Genomic DNA, 16,013 nt, shown 5'->3' on the forward strand with positions numbered 1-16,013 from the left:
CATGCGTGTGATCCAGTATGAAGAGCAGGGTCGCCTGCGCGCTGCGCTGGTCGATAGCCCTGAGCGGGTCACCCCCATCGATATCGATGGGGGGGTCTATGCCCTGGCCTTGCAGGCCATCGCCACGGGGACGTCTCTCGCCCGCGTGATCGAGGCACGCCTGGAGACGGGCAGCGTCGACTACCAGGCACTGGTCGACGAAGGACGCTTGCGGCCGCCGCTGACCCATCCGGACCCGGCCCACTGTCTGGTGACCGGTACCGGCCTGACCCACCTGGGCAGCGCCGATACCCGCAGCGCCATGCATGCCAAGATCGAGGGTGCCAGCGAAGCCGAGCTGACCGATTCCATGCGCATGTTCCAGATGGGGGTCGAAGGCGGCAAGCCTGGCCCGGGTGAGAGCGGCGCCCAGCCCGAGTGGTTCTACAAGGGGGACGGGCGCTGGGTGGTGGCCCCGGAGGCCACGCTGACGTCACCGGCCTTTGCCGAGGACGCCGGTGAGGAGCCGGAGCTGGTCGGGCTTTACGTCAACGGCCCCGACGGGCGCCCCTACCGGGTCGGCTTCGCCATCGGCAACGAGTTCTCCGACCATGTCACCGAGCGCCACAACTACCTGTGGCTGGCCCATTCCAAGCTGCGTCAGTGCAGCTTCGGGCCGGAGATGCATATCGGTGAGCTGCCCGAGCATCTGGAAGGGGTGAGCCGTATCACCCGTGCCGGCGAGGTGCGCTGGGAGAAGTCGTTTCTCACCGGCGAGGCCAATATGTCCCACAGCATCGCCAACCTGGAGCGCCACCACTTCAAGTACGCAGGCTTTCGCGCCCCTGGGGATGTGCACGTGCATTTCTTCGGTACCGCCACCCTGAGCTTCGCCGACGGCATCCAGGTGGCATCGGGGGATCGTTACGAGATCGAGTTGCCGGCCTTTGGCCGTCCATTACGTAATCTGCTGGCTCAGGAGGAGGCAGCCCCCGAGGCCGAGACCCGGCCCACTGCACTGTAAACGCCGACGCGCATAGCGCAGATCACCGCCGCGCCTGGATGACGTGGCGGTGTCTATCACCTCCTCGAGGATACGATAATGATAACGTCCCTGAACGCCTTTGCTCCGACCCTTCGTTTTACCGCGCTCGCTGCCCTGGCCGGAGGCTGTGTCCTTGGCGCGGCCTCGGTGTCTGCCGCGACGCTGACCTTCGCCCACACCCACCCGGTGCAGGATGCCCAGCACAAGGCCGCCGAGCGCTTCGCCGAACTGGTCAATGAGGGCAGCGATGGCGAGCTGGAAGTGCGTGTCTTTCCCAGTGGCCAGCTTGGCAGCGACACCGCCCTGGTCAGTGGGGTACGCAGCGGCAGCGTCGATATCGCACTGACCGGCAATCCCTACTACACCGGCCTGGTGGGCGAACTCAACGTGCTCGATCTGCCGTTCCTGTTTGACGACTACGACCATGCCTACCGGGTGCTGGACGGCGACGTCGGTCAGTCGCTGCTGGACCAGCTCGGCGAGCATGACATGACCGGACTGGCGTTCTGGGAGATCGGCTTTCGCAACCTGACCAACTCCCGCCGGGCGGTGGAAACCGCCGCCGACATCGAGGGGCTGAAGCTGCGCACCACGCCGAATCCGGCCCATATCGCGGCCTTCCAGGCGCTTGGGGCCAACCCTACGCCGATGCCTTTTACTGAGCTGTTCACGTCGTTGGAGACCCGCACCGTGGACGGTCAGGAGAACCCGGTCAGCCTGATTCGCTCGGCCAACTTCTACGAGGTGCAGGACCACCTGTCGCTGACGGCTCACGCCTACACAGCAGCCCCGCTGGTGATGAACAAGGCCAAGTTCGAAGGACTGCCCGAGGACCAGCGTCGTCTGTTGGTGGAGGCCGCCCGGGAAGCCGCCAGTTTCGAGCGTGCCCTGTTGGCGGATGGCATGGCCGACGACCTGGCCTTCCTCAAGGAGCAGGGCATGCAGGTGGTCGAATCCCCGGATCGAGATTCCATGCGCGAGGCGGTGGCGGATTCGGTGCGCTCGACCTTCGCCGACGAGTACGGCAGCGAACTGATCGATGCCATCGTTGCCGCCAAGGCCGAGTAGCCCTGGGCGCCCCAGCAGGAGGAGTGGTCATGCAGCTTGACATAGCCCGCCGGCGCTTTCTGGAAAGCGGTGAGGATCGCGATCTGCCGATCGTCGATGCGCACCTGCATTTCTGGGACCCGACCCAAAATTACCATCCCTGGCTGTGTGACGAGCCGCTGATCCCGTTTCGCTACGGCGATTACCGGGCCATTCGGCGTCCCTTTCTGCCACAGGAGTACCGGCGCCTGGCCGGCGTTCACCGAGTGCTGGGGTGCGTCTACATGGAGGCCGAGTGGGCGCCGGAACAGGCCGTGGGTGAGGCGGCCTGGATCCAGCGCCTGCATCAGGCGACAGGCTGGCCCAATGCCATGCTGGCCCAGGCCTGGCTGGACCGTGACGATATCGAGGCGCAGCTGGCGGCGCTGTCAGACTATCCGCTGGTCAAGGGGGTGCGCCACAAGCCGACCAGCATGCGACGGCAAGACTATCGGCCGGGTCATGGCCTGGCCGGTTCGCTGGAATGCTCGCGCTATCAGGCCGGCGTGGCGGCCCTGGCGCGGCGGGGCTGGATCTTCGAGCTGCAGGTGCCCTGGTGGCATTTGGGCGAGCTTGTGACACTGCTCGAGCGCCACCCCGACATGCCGGTGGTGATCAACCATGCCGGTGTTCCGGGAGATCGCGATCCCGCGACCCTGGCAGGCTGGCGCGCCGCCATGCACAAGGTCGCCGTCTATCCCCAGGTCATGCTCAAGCTCTCGGGCATTGGCCTTGCGGACCAGCCCTGGCGGCTCGCCGACAATCGTGAACTGCTGCATACCGCCATCGAGCTGTTCGGCCCCGAGCGCTGCATGTTCGCCAGCAACTTCCCGGTGGACAGCCTCGTTGTCGATCTCGCCGAGCTGTTCGACGCCTTCAAGGCGGTGAGTGCGGGCTATACCCGTGAGCAGCGCCTAGCGATGTTCTGCGATAACGCCGTGCGCTGCTATGGCCTGGACGACTCCCGCCTGGCGCTCACCTCTGACGATCACCCCTGACGACTACACCTGCCGCTGGCCCTGGCATCAACCCTGGTATCAAGCCTGGCTCAACCCCAGGGCGGCGAATGAAACCAATAGCGAATAACGAATAACGAAAAAGGTAGCCCCAACATGATATCCGCAAAGCACATTCTGCTCGTTTCAGCGCTGGTCGCCGGCCTCGGTCTTGGCGGTACCAGTCAGGCCGCGGTCACCGCGCGTATGGGCACCAGCCTGCCCGATACCCACCCCCAGACCCTCGGGGCAAAACGTTTCGCCGAGCTGGTCGAGCAGAAGACCGATGGCGAGGTCAAGGTTCAGGTCTTCAGCAACGGCATTCTCGGCAACGACGTCAACATGACCTCGATGCTGCAGGCGGGCACCCTGGCCTTCACCGCACCGTCTACCGCCACCCTGGCCAGCCTAAACCCCAATTTCAGTATCGTCAGCCTGCCGTTCCAGTTCGACGACAGCGAACATGCCGACGCCGTGCTCGACGGCCCCGCCGGGCGTGATCTGCTGGCGAGCCTCGCCGACAAGGGCCTGGTGGGCTACGAGTTCTGGGAAAACGGCTTTCGCCATATCACCAACAGCCGCCGGGCGGTTGAGGCCGCCGACGATGTGGAGGGCCTGAAGATTCGCACCATGCAGAACGAGCTGTACATCGACATGTTCAATGGCCTGGGCGCCAACGCCGTGCCGATGCCGGTAAATGAGCTGTTCACCGCGCTGGAGACGCGCACCGTCGACGGCCAGGAAAACCCCTATAGCGTGATCGAGTCCAAGCGCTTCTTCGAGGTGCAGCAGTACCTGTCCCAGACCGCCCATGCCTATGACGCCCAGGTGTTGATCGGCTCGGCCAGCTTCCTCGACGGCCTGACCGACGACCAGCGCGAGGCCATCGCCGAGGCAGCGCGGGAGGCCACTCTGTATCAGCGTCAGGCCAGCCGCGAGCTGAATGACCGGCTGCTGGCAGAGCTGTCCGACAAGATGACCGTCAACGCGGTGCCGCTGGAGCAGCGTCGCGCCATGGGCGAGCGCCTGGCGCCAGTGATCGAGGCCCATCGTGACGCCCTGGCTGCCGACTTCGTGGCTGACTTCGACAAGGCCCTGGCCGAGGCCCGTTAACAGGCGCCAACGCCAGGTAGGTATCTCCGGGGCGGAGTGTCCGCCCCGACTGCAAGGAGGTCGACGCCATGTCGCCATCCTCTCCGTCCTCCGTGAAACACGATCCGCCCGCCCACGGCGTGGCGGCGTCGCTGATGCGACTGTCACGGGTTACCGAGCGTCTGCTCAATGCCCTGATGGTGCTGGCGCTGGTGGCCATGATCGCGCTGGTATTCACCAACGTGGTGCTGCGTTATGGCTTCAACAGCGGCATCTCCATGAGCGTCGAGCTGTCGCGCTTCCTGTTCGTCTGGGTGACCTTCCTGGGCACCGTGGTCTGCCTGATGCGCCACGAGCATCTGAGTGTGACCACCTTCAGCGACCGCCTACCGGCGCCGTTGCAGGCCGTACTGGCTCGCCTGGTGACGCTGGTCATGCTGGGCTGCTGCCTGATGCTGCTCAAGGGTAGCTACGCCCAGACCCTGCTCAACTGGAGCAACGTCTCGCCGATCAGCGGTATCCCGGTGGGGGTGTTCTATCTGGCGGGGCTGGTGGCGGGGGGGCTGATGTCGGTGATCCTGCTGTTTCGGCTGGTAGCGCCGGCCTCGTTGAGCCGCCCGGCTGTCTCTGGGGAGGAATTGCCATGACCATCGGTCTGTTTCTGACGTCACTGCTGGCGTCCATCGGTCTCAGCCTGCCGATCGCCTTCGCACTGCTGGTCAGTGCGGTGGTGCTGATGCTCCACCTGGGGCTGTTCGACTCCCAGATTCTGGCCCAGAACCTGGTCAACGGCGCCGACAGCTATACCCTGCTGGCGATTCCGTTCTTCCTGGTGGCGGGCGAGGTGATGTCCCGGGGTGGCCTGTCCAAGCGCATCGTGGTGCTGGCGATGAGCCTGGTCGGCCATCGCAAGGGCGGGCTCGGCTTTGTGGCCATCTTTGCCGCTATCGTCATGGCCAGCCTGTCCGGTTCGGCGGTGGCTGATACCGCGGCGCTGGCCAGCATGCTGCTGCCGATGATGCGCGAGGCGGGCTACCCGCTGGGGCGTTCGTCTGGGTTGATGGCGGCCGGAGGCATCATCGCGCCGATCATTCCCCCGTCGATTCCGCTGATCATCATCGGCGTGGCGGGCAGCATCTCCATCACCAAGCTGTTTCTGGCAGGCATCGTGCCGGGGCTGATCATGGGCGTCACCCTGGTGGTGATGTGGCTGTTCATGACCCGCAAGGAAGACCTGGTGGTGGCCGAGAAGGCGTCCGGCAAGGCTCGCCTCAAGGCATTGCGCCAGAGCTTCTGGGCGATGATGCTGCCGGTGATCATCATCGGGGGCATCAAGACCGGCATCTTCACCCCGACCGAGGCCGGAGTGGTGGCGGCGGTCTACGCCATCGTCGTGTCGACCTTGATCTACCGTGAGCTGAATCTGTCCGAGCTGTACCAGGTGCTGGTCCAGGCGGCGCGTTCCACCGCCGTGGTGATGTTCCTGATCGCCGCTGCCAGCGTGGCCTCATGGCTGATCAGCATTGCCCAGCTACCGATGCTGGTGGCGGACCTGCTGGCGCCCCTGGCCGACAACCCGCGGCTGCTGATGCTGGCGATCATGGCCATCGTGCTGATCGTTGGCATGGTCATGGACCTGACGCCGACCATTCTGGTGCTGACACCGATCCTGATGCCCATCGTCAAGATCGCCGGCATCGATCCGGTCTACTTCGGCATCATGTTTGTACTGAACTGTGCCATCGGGCTTATCACGCCGCCTGTCGGCAACGTGCTCAACGTCATCACCAGCGTGGGCCAGCTCAAGTTCGAGAAAGCGGTGGCGGGCGTCATGCCCTTCGCCCTGGCCTATGTGGTGATCCTGCTGCTGTTCGTGGCCTTCCCGCAGATCATCACCGCGCCGCTCTACTGGCTCGCAGGATAAGGAAACATCATGGCAACTCAGGACCTGATCGACGCCCACCATCACTTTTGGGCGCTGGATGGCAGCGTGCATTACCCCTGGCTCGAGGACGAGATCAACCCCCACTTCTTCCTCGGCGACTATCAGGCCTTTCGCCGCCCCTTCCAGGCGCCGGACATCAAGGCGCTGGTGCCGGAAGGCTATCGCCTGGTCGGCACGGTGCACTGCGAGGCCGAGGCCGAGCGCAGCGATCCCGCCCGGGAAACCGCCTGGTTGACCGAGCATGCCGAGCGCCACGGGCTGCCGGTGGCGCTGGTGGGTTGGGCCGACTTCGCCAGCGCCGACTGCGAGGCGCAACTCGAGGCGCAGATGGCCTCGCCGCTGTTTCGTGGCGTGCGCGCCAAGCCGGTGACCGCGGCGCGGCCTGACCAGGTGGGCGAGATCGTCGGCCAGCCTGGCTCGCTCAGAGATCCTGGCTGGACCCGGGGGCTGCGCTTGCTGGAGGAGCGGTCGCTGTCCTGGGATCTGCGTGTGCCTGCCTGGCATCTGGAAGAGGCCGCCGAGGCGCTGGAAGCGACGCCCGCACTCGAGGTGATCCTCAACCATACCGGTCTGCCCTGGGACCGCTCCCCTGAAGGGCTTGCCCAGTGGCGGCGGGGCATGCACCGGTTGGCCGACAACCCGCGGGTTACGGTCAAGCTGTCGGAGCTGGGTAGTCCCATGGCGGCCTGGGATGAACAGGCTAATATCGCCATTCTGGCCGAGGCCATCGACATCTTCGGGCCCGAGCGCTGCATCTTTGCCAGCAATTTCCCGGTGACCGGGCTCAATGCCAGCTACGCCACCTGGTTGGCCATGGTGGAGCGGGCCATCGCCCAGGCCGCGCCCCAGGCTCGCCAGCGGATTCTCCACGACAACGCGGTGCGCTGTTACCGCCTTGATGCCTGAACGTGATGCCTGAAGGGGAGCATTCTCCGCTATCGTAAGGAAGTATGCTTTTTTGCCTACCCTGAAAAGGGTACTTCTGCCCGATGATGAAGGAGTCGCGCCATGGCAAGACGTCCTGCCGGAATGTCGTCCGCTCAGTGGGGAACCCCCCTTGGCTATTGGTGGATGGGCATGCAAATGACCCAGATGATGGTCGAAGCGCAGTGGGTCATGGGCATGCGCTTGCTGGGTATGCGAGGTCTGTGGGCGGTGGCGCCCAACGAGGATGTGCGCATGGTCACGGAGAAGATGACGGCGTTCACCCAGTCGGCCCTGGCCGCACAGCGGGCCATGATGAAAGGCCACAGCCCTGATCAGGTATGGACCGCAGCCATCCGGCCGCTGGGGCGCAAGACGTCGGCCAACAGCCGTCGCCTGGGGCGCCGGGGCCCCCGCTGGCCGAACTGAAGGGCATCGTTGCTGACGCTGCCTGATCGTAGGGTCTGCCGCGGGCGGTATCATGTGCCCGCGGTAGTCGCCATAATAGGCGCTGCACACTTTTGCGGAACCCTTCCCCATGTCCGATTCCCGCCATCGCGGGGCGCCGCCGCGCTCCAGCAATAGCCGTTCTTCCTCCTCACGGACCCGCCAGGGCCACGGCGCGCCGAAGGTGATGGTGGGTGAGGTGGCCGACCTGCGTGTGGTGCAGGTCACCGACTTCGGTGCCTTTCTCGATTGGGGGCACGAGCGTGACCTGCTGTTGCCCCGCAGCGAACAGCGCCTGACGCCCGCGGTCGGGCGCCGTGTGCTGGTCAAGGTCAGCGAGGACCACAGCGGTCGTCCGGTGGCCTCTCAGCGGCTTGAGCGCTACCTCAGCGATCATAGCGACGAGCACCGCACCGGTGACCAGGTGGTGTTGATCATTGCCGATACCACCGAGCTCGGGGTCAAGGCGGTGGTCGATCACCGCTGCTGGGGACTTCTGTACCATGATGAGATCAGCCGCCCGCTGCGTCGCGGCCAGCGCTTGACGGGCTACATCAAGCGCGTGCGCGAGGATGGACGGCTGGATCTGTCGTTGCTGCCTCCCGGCGAGGCCCGCCTGGACGTGGTGGGGGAGCAGGTACTGAAGGCGTTGCGAGATGCCGGGGGATATCTGCCCCTGTCCGACAAGAGCCAGGCTGCAGAGATCAAGGCACGCCTTGGGGTCAGCAAGAATGCCTACAAGCAGGCGATCGGCAGGCTCTACAAGCGCCGACTGATCGTCATCGAGGACAGCGGCGTGCGGCTGGCGCCCAGGGAATCGGGCTCGGTTGCCGACAGTGACTGACCTTGGTGGCGCCGGGGGTGTCGGGCATACTTGACGTCATCAACCGCTAGCGGACGACGCCCGAATGACCAATCGCCCCCTTCGCGTCGGCGTGGTGATGGACCCCATCGACCAGCTGACCTACAAGAAAGACACCAGCCTCGCCATGCTATGGTCCGCTCAGGATCGTGGCTGGAGCCTGTCCTACATGGAGCAGGAAGACCTGTTTCTGCGGGAAGGACGGGCGTATGCCCGGCAGCGCCCGCTCCAGGTACACCGTGATCCGACCCACTGGTACGACCTGGGCGAGGCCGAGTCACTCCCCCTGGCCGAGCTTGACGTGATCCTGATGCGCAAGGATCCGCCGGTGGATAGCCACTTCCTCAATGCCGTGCACCTGCTGGCCTTCGCCGAGCGCGAAGGCGTACTGGTGGTCAACCCCACTCGGCCGCTGTTCGAGTGCAACGAGAAGCTGTTCGCCCAGCAATTTCCGCAGTGCTGTACACCGACCCTGGTGTCCTGTCGCGACAGCGAGATCCGCGCCTTCCAGGCCGAGCACGGCGACGTCATCCTGAAGCCGCTGGACGGCATGGGTGGCAGCGGGATCTTCCACATCGGCCCCGAAGGCCGCAATCTTGGCGCGGTTATCGAGACTCTGACCGAACGCGGCCAGCGCCAGATCATGGCCCAGCGCTTCCTGCCCGAGATCAAGGACGGTGATACCCGCATCCTGCTGGTGGACGGCGAACCCGTACCCTACGGCCTGGCCCGTATCCCTTCCGCTGGCGAGACCCGCGGCAATCTGGCCGCCGGTGGCCGAGGGGTCAGCCGCGAGCTCACCGACCGCGACTACTGGCTGGTCGAGCAGGTCAAACCGGTGATCAAGGAAAAGGGGCTGATGTTCGTTGGGCTGGATGTGATCGGTGACTACATCACCGAGATCAACGTGACCAGCCCCACCTGCGTGCGCGAGATCGATGACCAGCGCGGCACGGACATCGCTGGACTGCTGATGGACGCCATCGAGCGTCGTGTGGCTGCGCATCACGCCGGGCGCTGACTCGGCTCACGGGGTGGCGCCGGACAACGCTTGCCCGGCCCACTGTCGCTGAGCGCGATAGTCACTGAGTGCGATGCCCCCGAATGGTACAATGGGGGCATTCTGCCGGGGCATATGGGCTGACAGCCTTTCCCCGGCCATGCATCTGGATGGCGCGCGAGACCGCCTGGGAGACACATGCAAAGCTTGAAGAATCATTTCCTGATGGCCATGCCGCATCTGGAAGACCCGAATTTCGCAGGAACGCTGAGTTATCTGTGCGATCACGATGACAACGGCACCATGGGCGTGATCGTCAACAAGCCCACCGATCTGACCCTCGAAGCGTTGTTTGAGCAGCTGGAAATCAGTGTCGAGGAAGGCGCCATTGCCGAGGCCCCCGTGTATTACGGTGGTCCGGTTCACAAGGATCGCGGCTTCATTCTGCATACCGGCTCCGCCGAACCTTGGGACTCCAGTATCCAGGTCACCGATGACATCGCCCTGACCACGTCCATGGACATGCTCCAGGCACTGGCCCAGGGCCAAGGCCCCGAGAAGTTTCTGGTGTGCCTCGGCTGCGCTGGCTGGGAGTCCGGTCAGCTCGAGAACGAGCTGATGGAGAATGCCTGGCTCACCGTGGAAGGTAGCGCCCATGTGCTGTTCGAGACGCCGCCGGAACAGCGCTTGACGGCCAGTGCCGGCATCCTTGGTGTCGACCTCAACCTGATGACCCGTGAAGCCGGGCACGGCTGATGGCCGGCTCCAAGCGCGCCCCGGGCGAGCGCCTGATCCTGGCCTTTGACTTTGGCACCCGTCGTATTGGTGTATCGGTCGGCAACGAGCTCTTGCGCAGTGCTCGGGAGCTGTCTCCGCTGCCGGCGCGCGACGGCATTCCCGACTGGGATCATATCAGCGCGCTGGTGGAGGAGTGGCAGCCCGACCGCTTTGTGGTGGGGCTGCCGCTCAACATGGACGGCAGCGAGAGCGAGATGAGCACCCGCGCGCGCAAATTCGGCAAGCGGCTGTTTGGCCGCTACGGTGTCGAGTGCGAGATGTTCGACGAGCGCGGCACCACCCGGGAGGCCAAGGCCATCGCCCGTGAGCAGGGACATGGGGGGAATTTCCGCAAGGAGAGCGTCGATGGCATCGCCGCCGTCCTCATCCTGGAGGGTTACTTCGCCCAAGAGGAAGGCCTGCCCAGCCGCTGAGGGGCCTCCTCTATCTCTATGCCCCGTATTTCCCGTTCACTTAGCGGCTTTTCCTTGTGCCAACTCTCGCATCAGCAGGGTGCGCTTTCTGTCTACGCCCCAACGGTAGCCGGACAGGGCTCCATCGCTGCGCACGACCCGGTGGCAGGGAATCGCCAGTGCGAGGGAGTTGGAGGCGCAGGCCCTTGCCACGGCTCGCACCGCCTTGGGCGAGCCGATCCGCTCTGCCAACTCGGCGTAACTGATGGTGCTGCCAAGGGGAATCTCGGTCAGCGCCTGCCAGACCCGCTGCTGAAAGGCGGTCCCGCGAATATCCAGCGGCAGTGACAGTCCGACACCAGGCTCTTCGACGAATGCCACCACCTTGGCCACCCAGGCGTCGAAGCGCTTGTCGCCGGGGGTCAGATTGGCGTTCGCGAACTGCTCCTGAAACGCCTGCAAGAGCTGTTCCGCATCGTCCCCCAAGGAAATGGCACAGATGCCCTTGTCGCTGGTCGCCACCAGTATCGTGCCCAGTGAGCATTCTCCCAGGGCGAACTGAATCTCCATGCCCTTGCCGCCCTCACGGTAGCGCTTGGGGGCCATGCCCAGGATACGTTCGGCACTGGCATAGAAGCGTCCGCTGGAATTGAAGCCCGCCGCATAGATCGCGTCGGTGACCGTGTCTTGCCGAGTCAGCGCTTGGCGAACCCGTTCGCTGCGGCAAGCGGCCGCGTAGGCCTTGGGCGTCAGCCCGGTGACGGCAGTGAAGACCCGATGGAAGTGGAAACGACTTAGCCCCGCCACCTGGGCCAGTTCATCAAGCGATGGCAGCGTGTCAGCGTGCTGTATCAGCCGACAGGCCCTGGCGACACTCTGGGCGTGCCGCTGGGGCAGGGAGGCGGCCAGGGGATGGCAGCGCTGACAGGGCCGGTACCCGGCCTGCTCGGCGGCGGCCGCATCGGCATAAAACTCGGCGTTCTCTCGGCGCGGACGGCGCGATGGGCAAGTAGGGCGGCAATAGATTCCGGTGGTGCGCACGGCGTAGATGAAGGCATCCACCGCGGCGACGTCGCGGGCCAGTACCGCGGCCCATCTGGCCTCATCGGAAGCGAAGCGTTGCGGACTATCTTCGGGTATCTCGTTCATGGCGGGCTCCTGCAGAGGCTGCGGCAATCTTCATGGGAACAAGATGCGCCCCGACGGCGCCTGACACACTCCGCCTCTTGCTTTCAAAACACCTGCACACTGGTGGCGTGACATGCCCGTTACCTCGTGTGCCGCCCCGCCCATCTGCCACTCTACCACGCCGATAGCCACCGCCAGGCACGGAAGGCCTCTGAGGTGGCGTCGAGTCGCGTGACCACTATCTCGTTTCTGTCTATTCCCCACCTCGACGCTATCTCGACGTTATCTCGACTTTCGCAGCAATAAACGAAGTTCCCTCGCCGCTTCACCGACATAGGCTGCCAGGGTGTCCCGACCGGAGTCGCGTAATGAAGATGATCGATCGCACCATGGGGCCCATGGAGTGGGCGCTATTGCTGGGCTTGTCGATATTGTGGGGTGGCTCATTCTTTTTCGTGGGAGTGGCCGTCGCGGAACTTGGGCCGCTCACCATCGTGGCCCTGCGAGTGGGCCTGGCCGCTGTGGCGCTGAACGTCCTGATACTGCTGCGAGGCCAGCGCATGCCCCTGGACCCAGGGCTGTGGGCTGCCTTCTTTGCCATGGGGTTGCTCAACAACATGCTGCCGTTCAGCCTGATTGCCTGGGGACAGGGGGTTATTGCCAGTGGCTTGGCGTCGATTCTCAATGCCACCACGCCATTTTTTACCCTCGTCGTGGCGCACTTTCTTACCCGTGACGAGCCCCTGAGCGCAGGTCGGCTGTTGGGTGTGGCGATCGGCTTTGCCGGTGTGGTGTATATGCTGGGCAGCGAGGTTCACGCGGGTACCGAGAGCCACGCATGGGCAGCGCTTGCGGTGCTGGCTGGCGCCCTGTCCTATGCCTTTGCCGGGGTCTTCGGGCGCCGTTTTCGCACCCTGGGCTGTCCGCCCCTGATCGCCGCCTGTGGCCAGGTCACGGCCTCGGCATTAGTGCTGATGCCCTTGGCCTTGGGGGTAGAGCGTTTCTGGCAATCACCCTGGCCGGGGCTGGCAACGTGGACGGCGGTGGTCAGCCTGGCACTCTTCTCGACCGCCCTGGCATATCTGATCTACTTTCGCCTGCTGGAGCGTGCGGGGGCAACGAACCTGCTGCTGGTCACCTTGCTGATCCCGGCCAGCGCCATTCTGCTGGGAATGTGGGTGCTGGACGAGCGCCTGGAGTGGCGCCACCTGGCGGGCCTGGGGCTGATCGGCCTTGGGCTGTTGGCCATCGACGGGCGGCCATGGAGATGGTGTCGAAGCGTTGCCCGGACGCGTGGGGAGGCCCGGCGAGAAGGCGCGAGGCACTGACGCCCACGGCGGGAGTTCCGGAAACACTGCATAGATGCCTGCGCCGACGATGCGCTGCGTTGCGCGCTGCTCGAACTCGTCACCTATACCGCATAGGCTCGGGGTGCTGCGCGGCGGGCGCCTAGCGCTTCCTTCAGGCGCCCGCCGGATAAGTGCGGCCCGGGACGATCTGCCTAGAACGCTGCGTCATCGACCCCGACGGTGGCTGGCACGAACCAGGGAACATCGCGCATGTCGCGCTCGATCAGATGCTCGACCTTCAACAGCGTCGCGAAGATCGCCATACGCACCGGGATGCCGTTGTCGGTCTGACGGAAGATCGCCAGGCGCGGGTCTCCGTTGAGGTCCACGTCCAGGTCGTTGGCTTCTGGCCGGCTGTCACGGGGCAGTGGGTGCATGATGATGGTCGAGGGGTTGCAGCGGCTGTCCATGAAGGCGCGATGGACGGTGAAATCCCGCGACAGGTTGAAGCCTTCGCTCATCTCGGCGGTGAAGCGCTCCTTCTGGATGCGAGTGGTGTAGACCACATCGACGTCGGAGAAATCGCCCGCCAGGCTGTCGCGCACTTCCACGTCCAACCCCTGACGGCTGACGCGCTCGATCAGATGTTGCGGCATCTCCAGCCCGGGCGGCGCCACCAGCGTGATACGCATCGGTGCGTATAGTGCCAGCAGCTTGATCAGCGAATGCACGGTACGGCCGAACTTCAGGTCGCCGGTCATCAGCACATGAGCGCCCTTCAGCGCCTTGCCCTGGCGGTTGAACTCCTTGTCGATGGTGTAGAAGTCCAGCAGCGCCTGGCTCGGGTGCTCGCCGGGACCGTCGCCTGCGTTGATCACCGGTACATGGGTGGCGCTGGCGAATTCGGCCACGGACCCCTGGTCGGGGTGACGCATCACGATCGCGTCGCAATAGCCCGCCATCACCCGGCTGGTGTCGTAGAGCGATTCCCCCTTGGCCATGGACGAGAAGGTAAAGCCGGTGGTGTCACAGACGCTACCGCCAAGCCGCGAGAAGGCGGTGTGGAAGCTGACGCGGGTGCGGGTGCTGGCCTCGAAGAACAGGTTGCCGAGTACCGCGCCTTCCAGAACCCTGGTGACCTTGCGCCGCTGGGCAATGGGTTCCATGGTGGCCGCCACCCGCATCAGGTGGTCGATATCGTCGCGGGACAGGGAATCGATGGAGAGCAGGTGGGACATCACAGCGGCCTCGGCAGTGGGAACGGGCGCTAGTGTAACGCCGGAGCACAGTCAGTTCAGCCTCGATAAGCCTCTCAGCTGTCTGGGGTCAGCTCGGAACCCCTGATAGCCCCCGTTGCCGTGGCCTGGCGCTGACTTTGCCGTAGAGACAAGTGGCGCGCCATGTGCTGGCGAGAAAGCGGCCCAGGCCAGTATGCTGGAAGGCGCTACCTGGCCCGGGTGAATGTTGCCTGTTGCTGGTCCAACCTGCTTCCCGTGGAGTCGCCGATGCTACCGTCCTTGACCCGCTATTATCTGCTCGATGTGTTTACCGACCGGCCCTTCGCCGGAAACCCCCTGGCGGTATTTCTCGATGCCGATGGCCTTGAGGCGGAGCGCATGCAAGCGATCGCCAATGAACTCAACCTGGCCGAGACGGTGTTCGTCGGGCGGGCCCAGGCCGGCGCTCACTTTCCGCTGCGCATCTTTACCCCCGACAGGGAGCTGCCCTTTGCCGGGCATCCCTGCATTGGCACGGCGCACCTGCTGGCGGCCCAGGGACTGGTGGATAACGCCCACAGCGAACTGGTGCTGGACCTTGCCGCAGGGCCCCTGAAGGTGACCTATGAAGGCGATCTGGCGCGCTTTCGCACTGCCCGTGCCCCGGAGGTTGGCACCAGTACCCTGGGACAAGCCAACGCGGCCGAGCTTGCCGGTCTCGCCCCGGATGACATCGCGGGTGATCCGGTCCAGGCGTCCTGCGGGCTGCCGTTCCACCTGGTTCCGTTGGCCAGTGTCGATGCCCTGTCGGGCATTCAGCTGGCCTCGAGTGTCTGGCATTCTCACGTTTCGCCCAGCGGCGTGGAGCAGGTCTATTTTTACGTGAGTGCAGCCAGACAGGCGAAGGGCGCCGGCACGCTTCACGCGCGAATGTTCTCCCGTCACGGGGGCAGCTTTGTCGAGGACCCGGCAACGGGCAGCGCTGCGGCCGCACTGGCAGGGTTTCTAGGAACAGAAATGAAGGGCAAGAGCGCCGACTGGCGAATCCATCAGGGCGATGCGATGGGGCGGTCTAGCCTGATCCATGCGCGCGCCCAGCGCGATGACAAGGACAAGGTGAGCATCGAAATTGCCGGCAAGGCCGTGTTGATCGGCGAGGGGGGACTCTATCCTCAGCCCGGTGGCTAACGCCTGCTTTCGATGACGGCGCCCGCTGAAGACATGCACAGTGAGGCATGGGGAGCCAGCCCGCCACGACGGCGGACGCGGCGCTTTTCCTGATGGCCCTTGAGCGATATAGGCCGCCGTGGGAGTCTGATGAACACCAGCCGGACGCTGCTGGTGTCAGAGAATGATCCCTGTCCACGCTTCTCAGGAGGAGTCGCCATGTCCCGTCATCTTGCCCTTGCCTTCGCCGCCGGATTTCTTGCCGTCATCTGCTTCCACCAACCCGTGGTGGGATTGCTCAACGCCTACGGAGTGATCCCCTTTTCACCTTATTCCATGACGCCGGTCGCCCCTCTCGACGTCCCTGCCTGGTTTTCTGCAAGTTTTTGGGGCGGTGTCTGGGGCCTGGTCATGATGCTGGTGTTTGCGGCAGCACGTATTGAGCGCGGTGGCTGGTGGAAGGCGGGCCTGTTCGGCGGTATCGCGCTGACGCTGGTGGCGATGCTGGTGGTCTTCCCGCTCAAGGGGCGCGGTATCGATCTTGCCGTGTTTCCCATTGGCTTTCTGGTCAATGGCGCCTGGGGCATCGGCACCTGGACCTTCGTGCGTGCCTGGCGCCAGTAGCAGCGCCGCAATGCCAGCGGCCC

Annotated in this window: 17 protein-coding genes; 15 read left to right on the forward strand and 2 right to left on the reverse strand. The window is 64.7% G+C overall.

Annotated features, from left to right (window positions below):
* Position 1 precedes the first annotated feature (1 nt).
* From araD1 to ruvX, 12 genes are all read left to right on the forward strand, one after another.
* A complete protein-coding gene (gene araD1, locus KUW18_RS05595; RefSeq protein ID WP_222560974.1) occupies positions 2-1,003 on the forward strand; it encodes an AraD1 family protein in 1,002 nt (333 codons plus the stop codon).
* 78 nt (positions 1,004-1,081) lie between these two features.
* The gene (locus KUW18_RS05600; protein WP_222560975.1) at positions 1,082-2,092 is read left to right on the forward strand and encodes a TRAP transporter substrate-binding protein; all 1,011 of its coding nucleotides are present in this window, start codon (positions 1,082-1,084) and stop codon (positions 2,090-2,092) included.
* Positions 2,093-2,121: 29 nt separating this feature from the next.
* The gene (locus KUW18_RS05605; RefSeq protein WP_222560976.1) at positions 2,122-3,108 is read left to right on the forward strand and encodes an amidohydrolase family protein; all 987 of its coding nucleotides are present in this window, start codon (positions 2,122-2,124) and stop codon (positions 3,106-3,108) included.
* Between the two features lie 114 nt (positions 3,109-3,222).
* Positions 3,223-4,218, forward strand: a complete 996-nt coding sequence (locus KUW18_RS05610) for a DctP family TRAP transporter solute-binding subunit (RefSeq protein ID WP_222560977.1) — start codon at positions 3,223-3,225, stop codon at positions 4,216-4,218.
* Between the two features lie 68 nt (positions 4,219-4,286).
* Complete coding sequence (locus KUW18_RS05615) at positions 4,287-4,844, forward strand: TRAP transporter small permease (RefSeq protein ID WP_222560978.1); 558 nt, start codon at positions 4,287-4,289, stop codon at positions 4,842-4,844.
* Positions 4,841-6,121, forward strand: coding sequence for a TRAP transporter large permease subunit (locus KUW18_RS05620; RefSeq protein ID WP_222162238.1), 1,281 nt, complete (start codon positions 4,841-4,843; stop codon positions 6,119-6,121). The genes KUW18_RS05615 and KUW18_RS05620 overlap by 4 nt, the downstream gene beginning before the upstream one ends.
* A gap of 9 nt (positions 6,122-6,130) precedes the next feature.
* The gene (locus KUW18_RS05625; RefSeq protein WP_222560979.1) at positions 6,131-7,048 is read left to right on the forward strand and encodes an amidohydrolase family protein; all 918 of its coding nucleotides are present in this window, start codon (positions 6,131-6,133) and stop codon (positions 7,046-7,048) included.
* 102 nt (positions 7,049-7,150) lie between these two features.
* Positions 7,151-7,495, forward strand: a complete 345-nt coding sequence (locus tag KUW18_RS05630) for a hypothetical protein (protein WP_222560980.1) — start codon at positions 7,151-7,153, stop codon at positions 7,493-7,495.
* A 109-nt stretch (positions 7,496-7,604) separates the two neighbouring features.
* Positions 7,605-8,357 carry a S1 RNA-binding domain-containing protein gene (locus tag KUW18_RS05635; protein WP_206942151.1) on the forward strand — a complete coding sequence of 251 codons (753 nt, stop codon included), beginning with the start codon at positions 7,605-7,607 and terminating at the stop codon, positions 8,355-8,357.
* A gap of 64 nt (positions 8,358-8,421) precedes the next feature.
* Complete coding sequence (gene gshB, locus KUW18_RS05640) at positions 8,422-9,396, forward strand: glutathione synthase (RefSeq protein WP_206942152.1); 975 nt, start codon at positions 8,422-8,424, stop codon at positions 9,394-9,396.
* A gap of 177 nt (positions 9,397-9,573) precedes the next feature.
* Positions 9,574-10,131, forward strand: coding sequence for a YqgE/AlgH family protein (locus tag KUW18_RS05645; protein WP_206942153.1), 558 nt, complete (start codon positions 9,574-9,576; stop codon positions 10,129-10,131).
* A complete protein-coding gene (gene ruvX, locus KUW18_RS05650; protein ID WP_206942154.1) occupies positions 10,131-10,586 on the forward strand; it encodes a Holliday junction resolvase RuvX in 456 nt (151 codons plus the stop codon). The genes KUW18_RS05645 and ruvX overlap by 1 nt, the downstream gene beginning before the upstream one ends.
* 36 nt (positions 10,587-10,622) lie before the next feature.
* Here the strand turns inward: ruvX and ada are convergent, their stop codons facing one another.
* Complete coding sequence (gene ada / locus KUW18_RS05655; RefSeq protein WP_206942155.1) at positions 10,623-11,714, reverse strand: bifunctional DNA-binding transcriptional regulator/O6-methylguanine-DNA methyltransferase Ada; 1,092 nt, start codon at positions 11,712-11,714, stop codon at positions 10,623-10,625.
* A 347-nt stretch (positions 11,715-12,061) separates the two neighbouring features.
* Between ada and KUW18_RS05660 the strand changes: the two genes are divergently transcribed.
* Positions 12,062-13,021 carry a DMT family transporter gene (locus KUW18_RS05660; protein ID WP_222560981.1) on the forward strand — a complete coding sequence of 320 codons (960 nt, stop codon included), beginning with the start codon at positions 12,062-12,064 and terminating at the stop codon, positions 13,019-13,021.
* Between the two features lie 173 nt (positions 13,022-13,194).
* On the opposite strand, the gene pyrB is transcribed toward KUW18_RS05660, so the two are convergent.
* Positions 13,195-14,223, reverse strand: a complete 1,029-nt coding sequence (gene pyrB / locus KUW18_RS05665) for an aspartate carbamoyltransferase (RefSeq protein WP_206942159.1) — start codon at positions 14,221-14,223, stop codon at positions 13,195-13,197.
* Positions 14,224-14,487: 264 nt separating this feature from the next.
* Between pyrB and KUW18_RS05670 the strand changes: the two genes are divergently transcribed.
* The gene (locus KUW18_RS05670; protein WP_206942161.1) at positions 14,488-15,387 is read left to right on the forward strand and encodes a PhzF family phenazine biosynthesis protein; all 900 of its coding nucleotides are present in this window, start codon (positions 14,488-14,490) and stop codon (positions 15,385-15,387) included.
* A 198-nt stretch (positions 15,388-15,585) separates the two neighbouring features.
* On the forward strand, positions 15,586-15,990 hold the full coding sequence (locus tag KUW18_RS05675) for a hypothetical protein (protein ID WP_206942163.1): 405 nt from the start codon (positions 15,586-15,588) through the stop codon (positions 15,988-15,990).
* The last annotated feature ends 23 nt before the right edge of the window (positions 15,991-16,013 follow it).

It is taken from the genome of Halomonas sp. DP5Y7-2 (assembly GCF_019802025.1).
In the GTDB taxonomy this organism is placed as follows: Bacteria; Pseudomonadota; Gammaproteobacteria; order Pseudomonadales; family Halomonadaceae; genus Halomonas; species Halomonas litopenaei_A.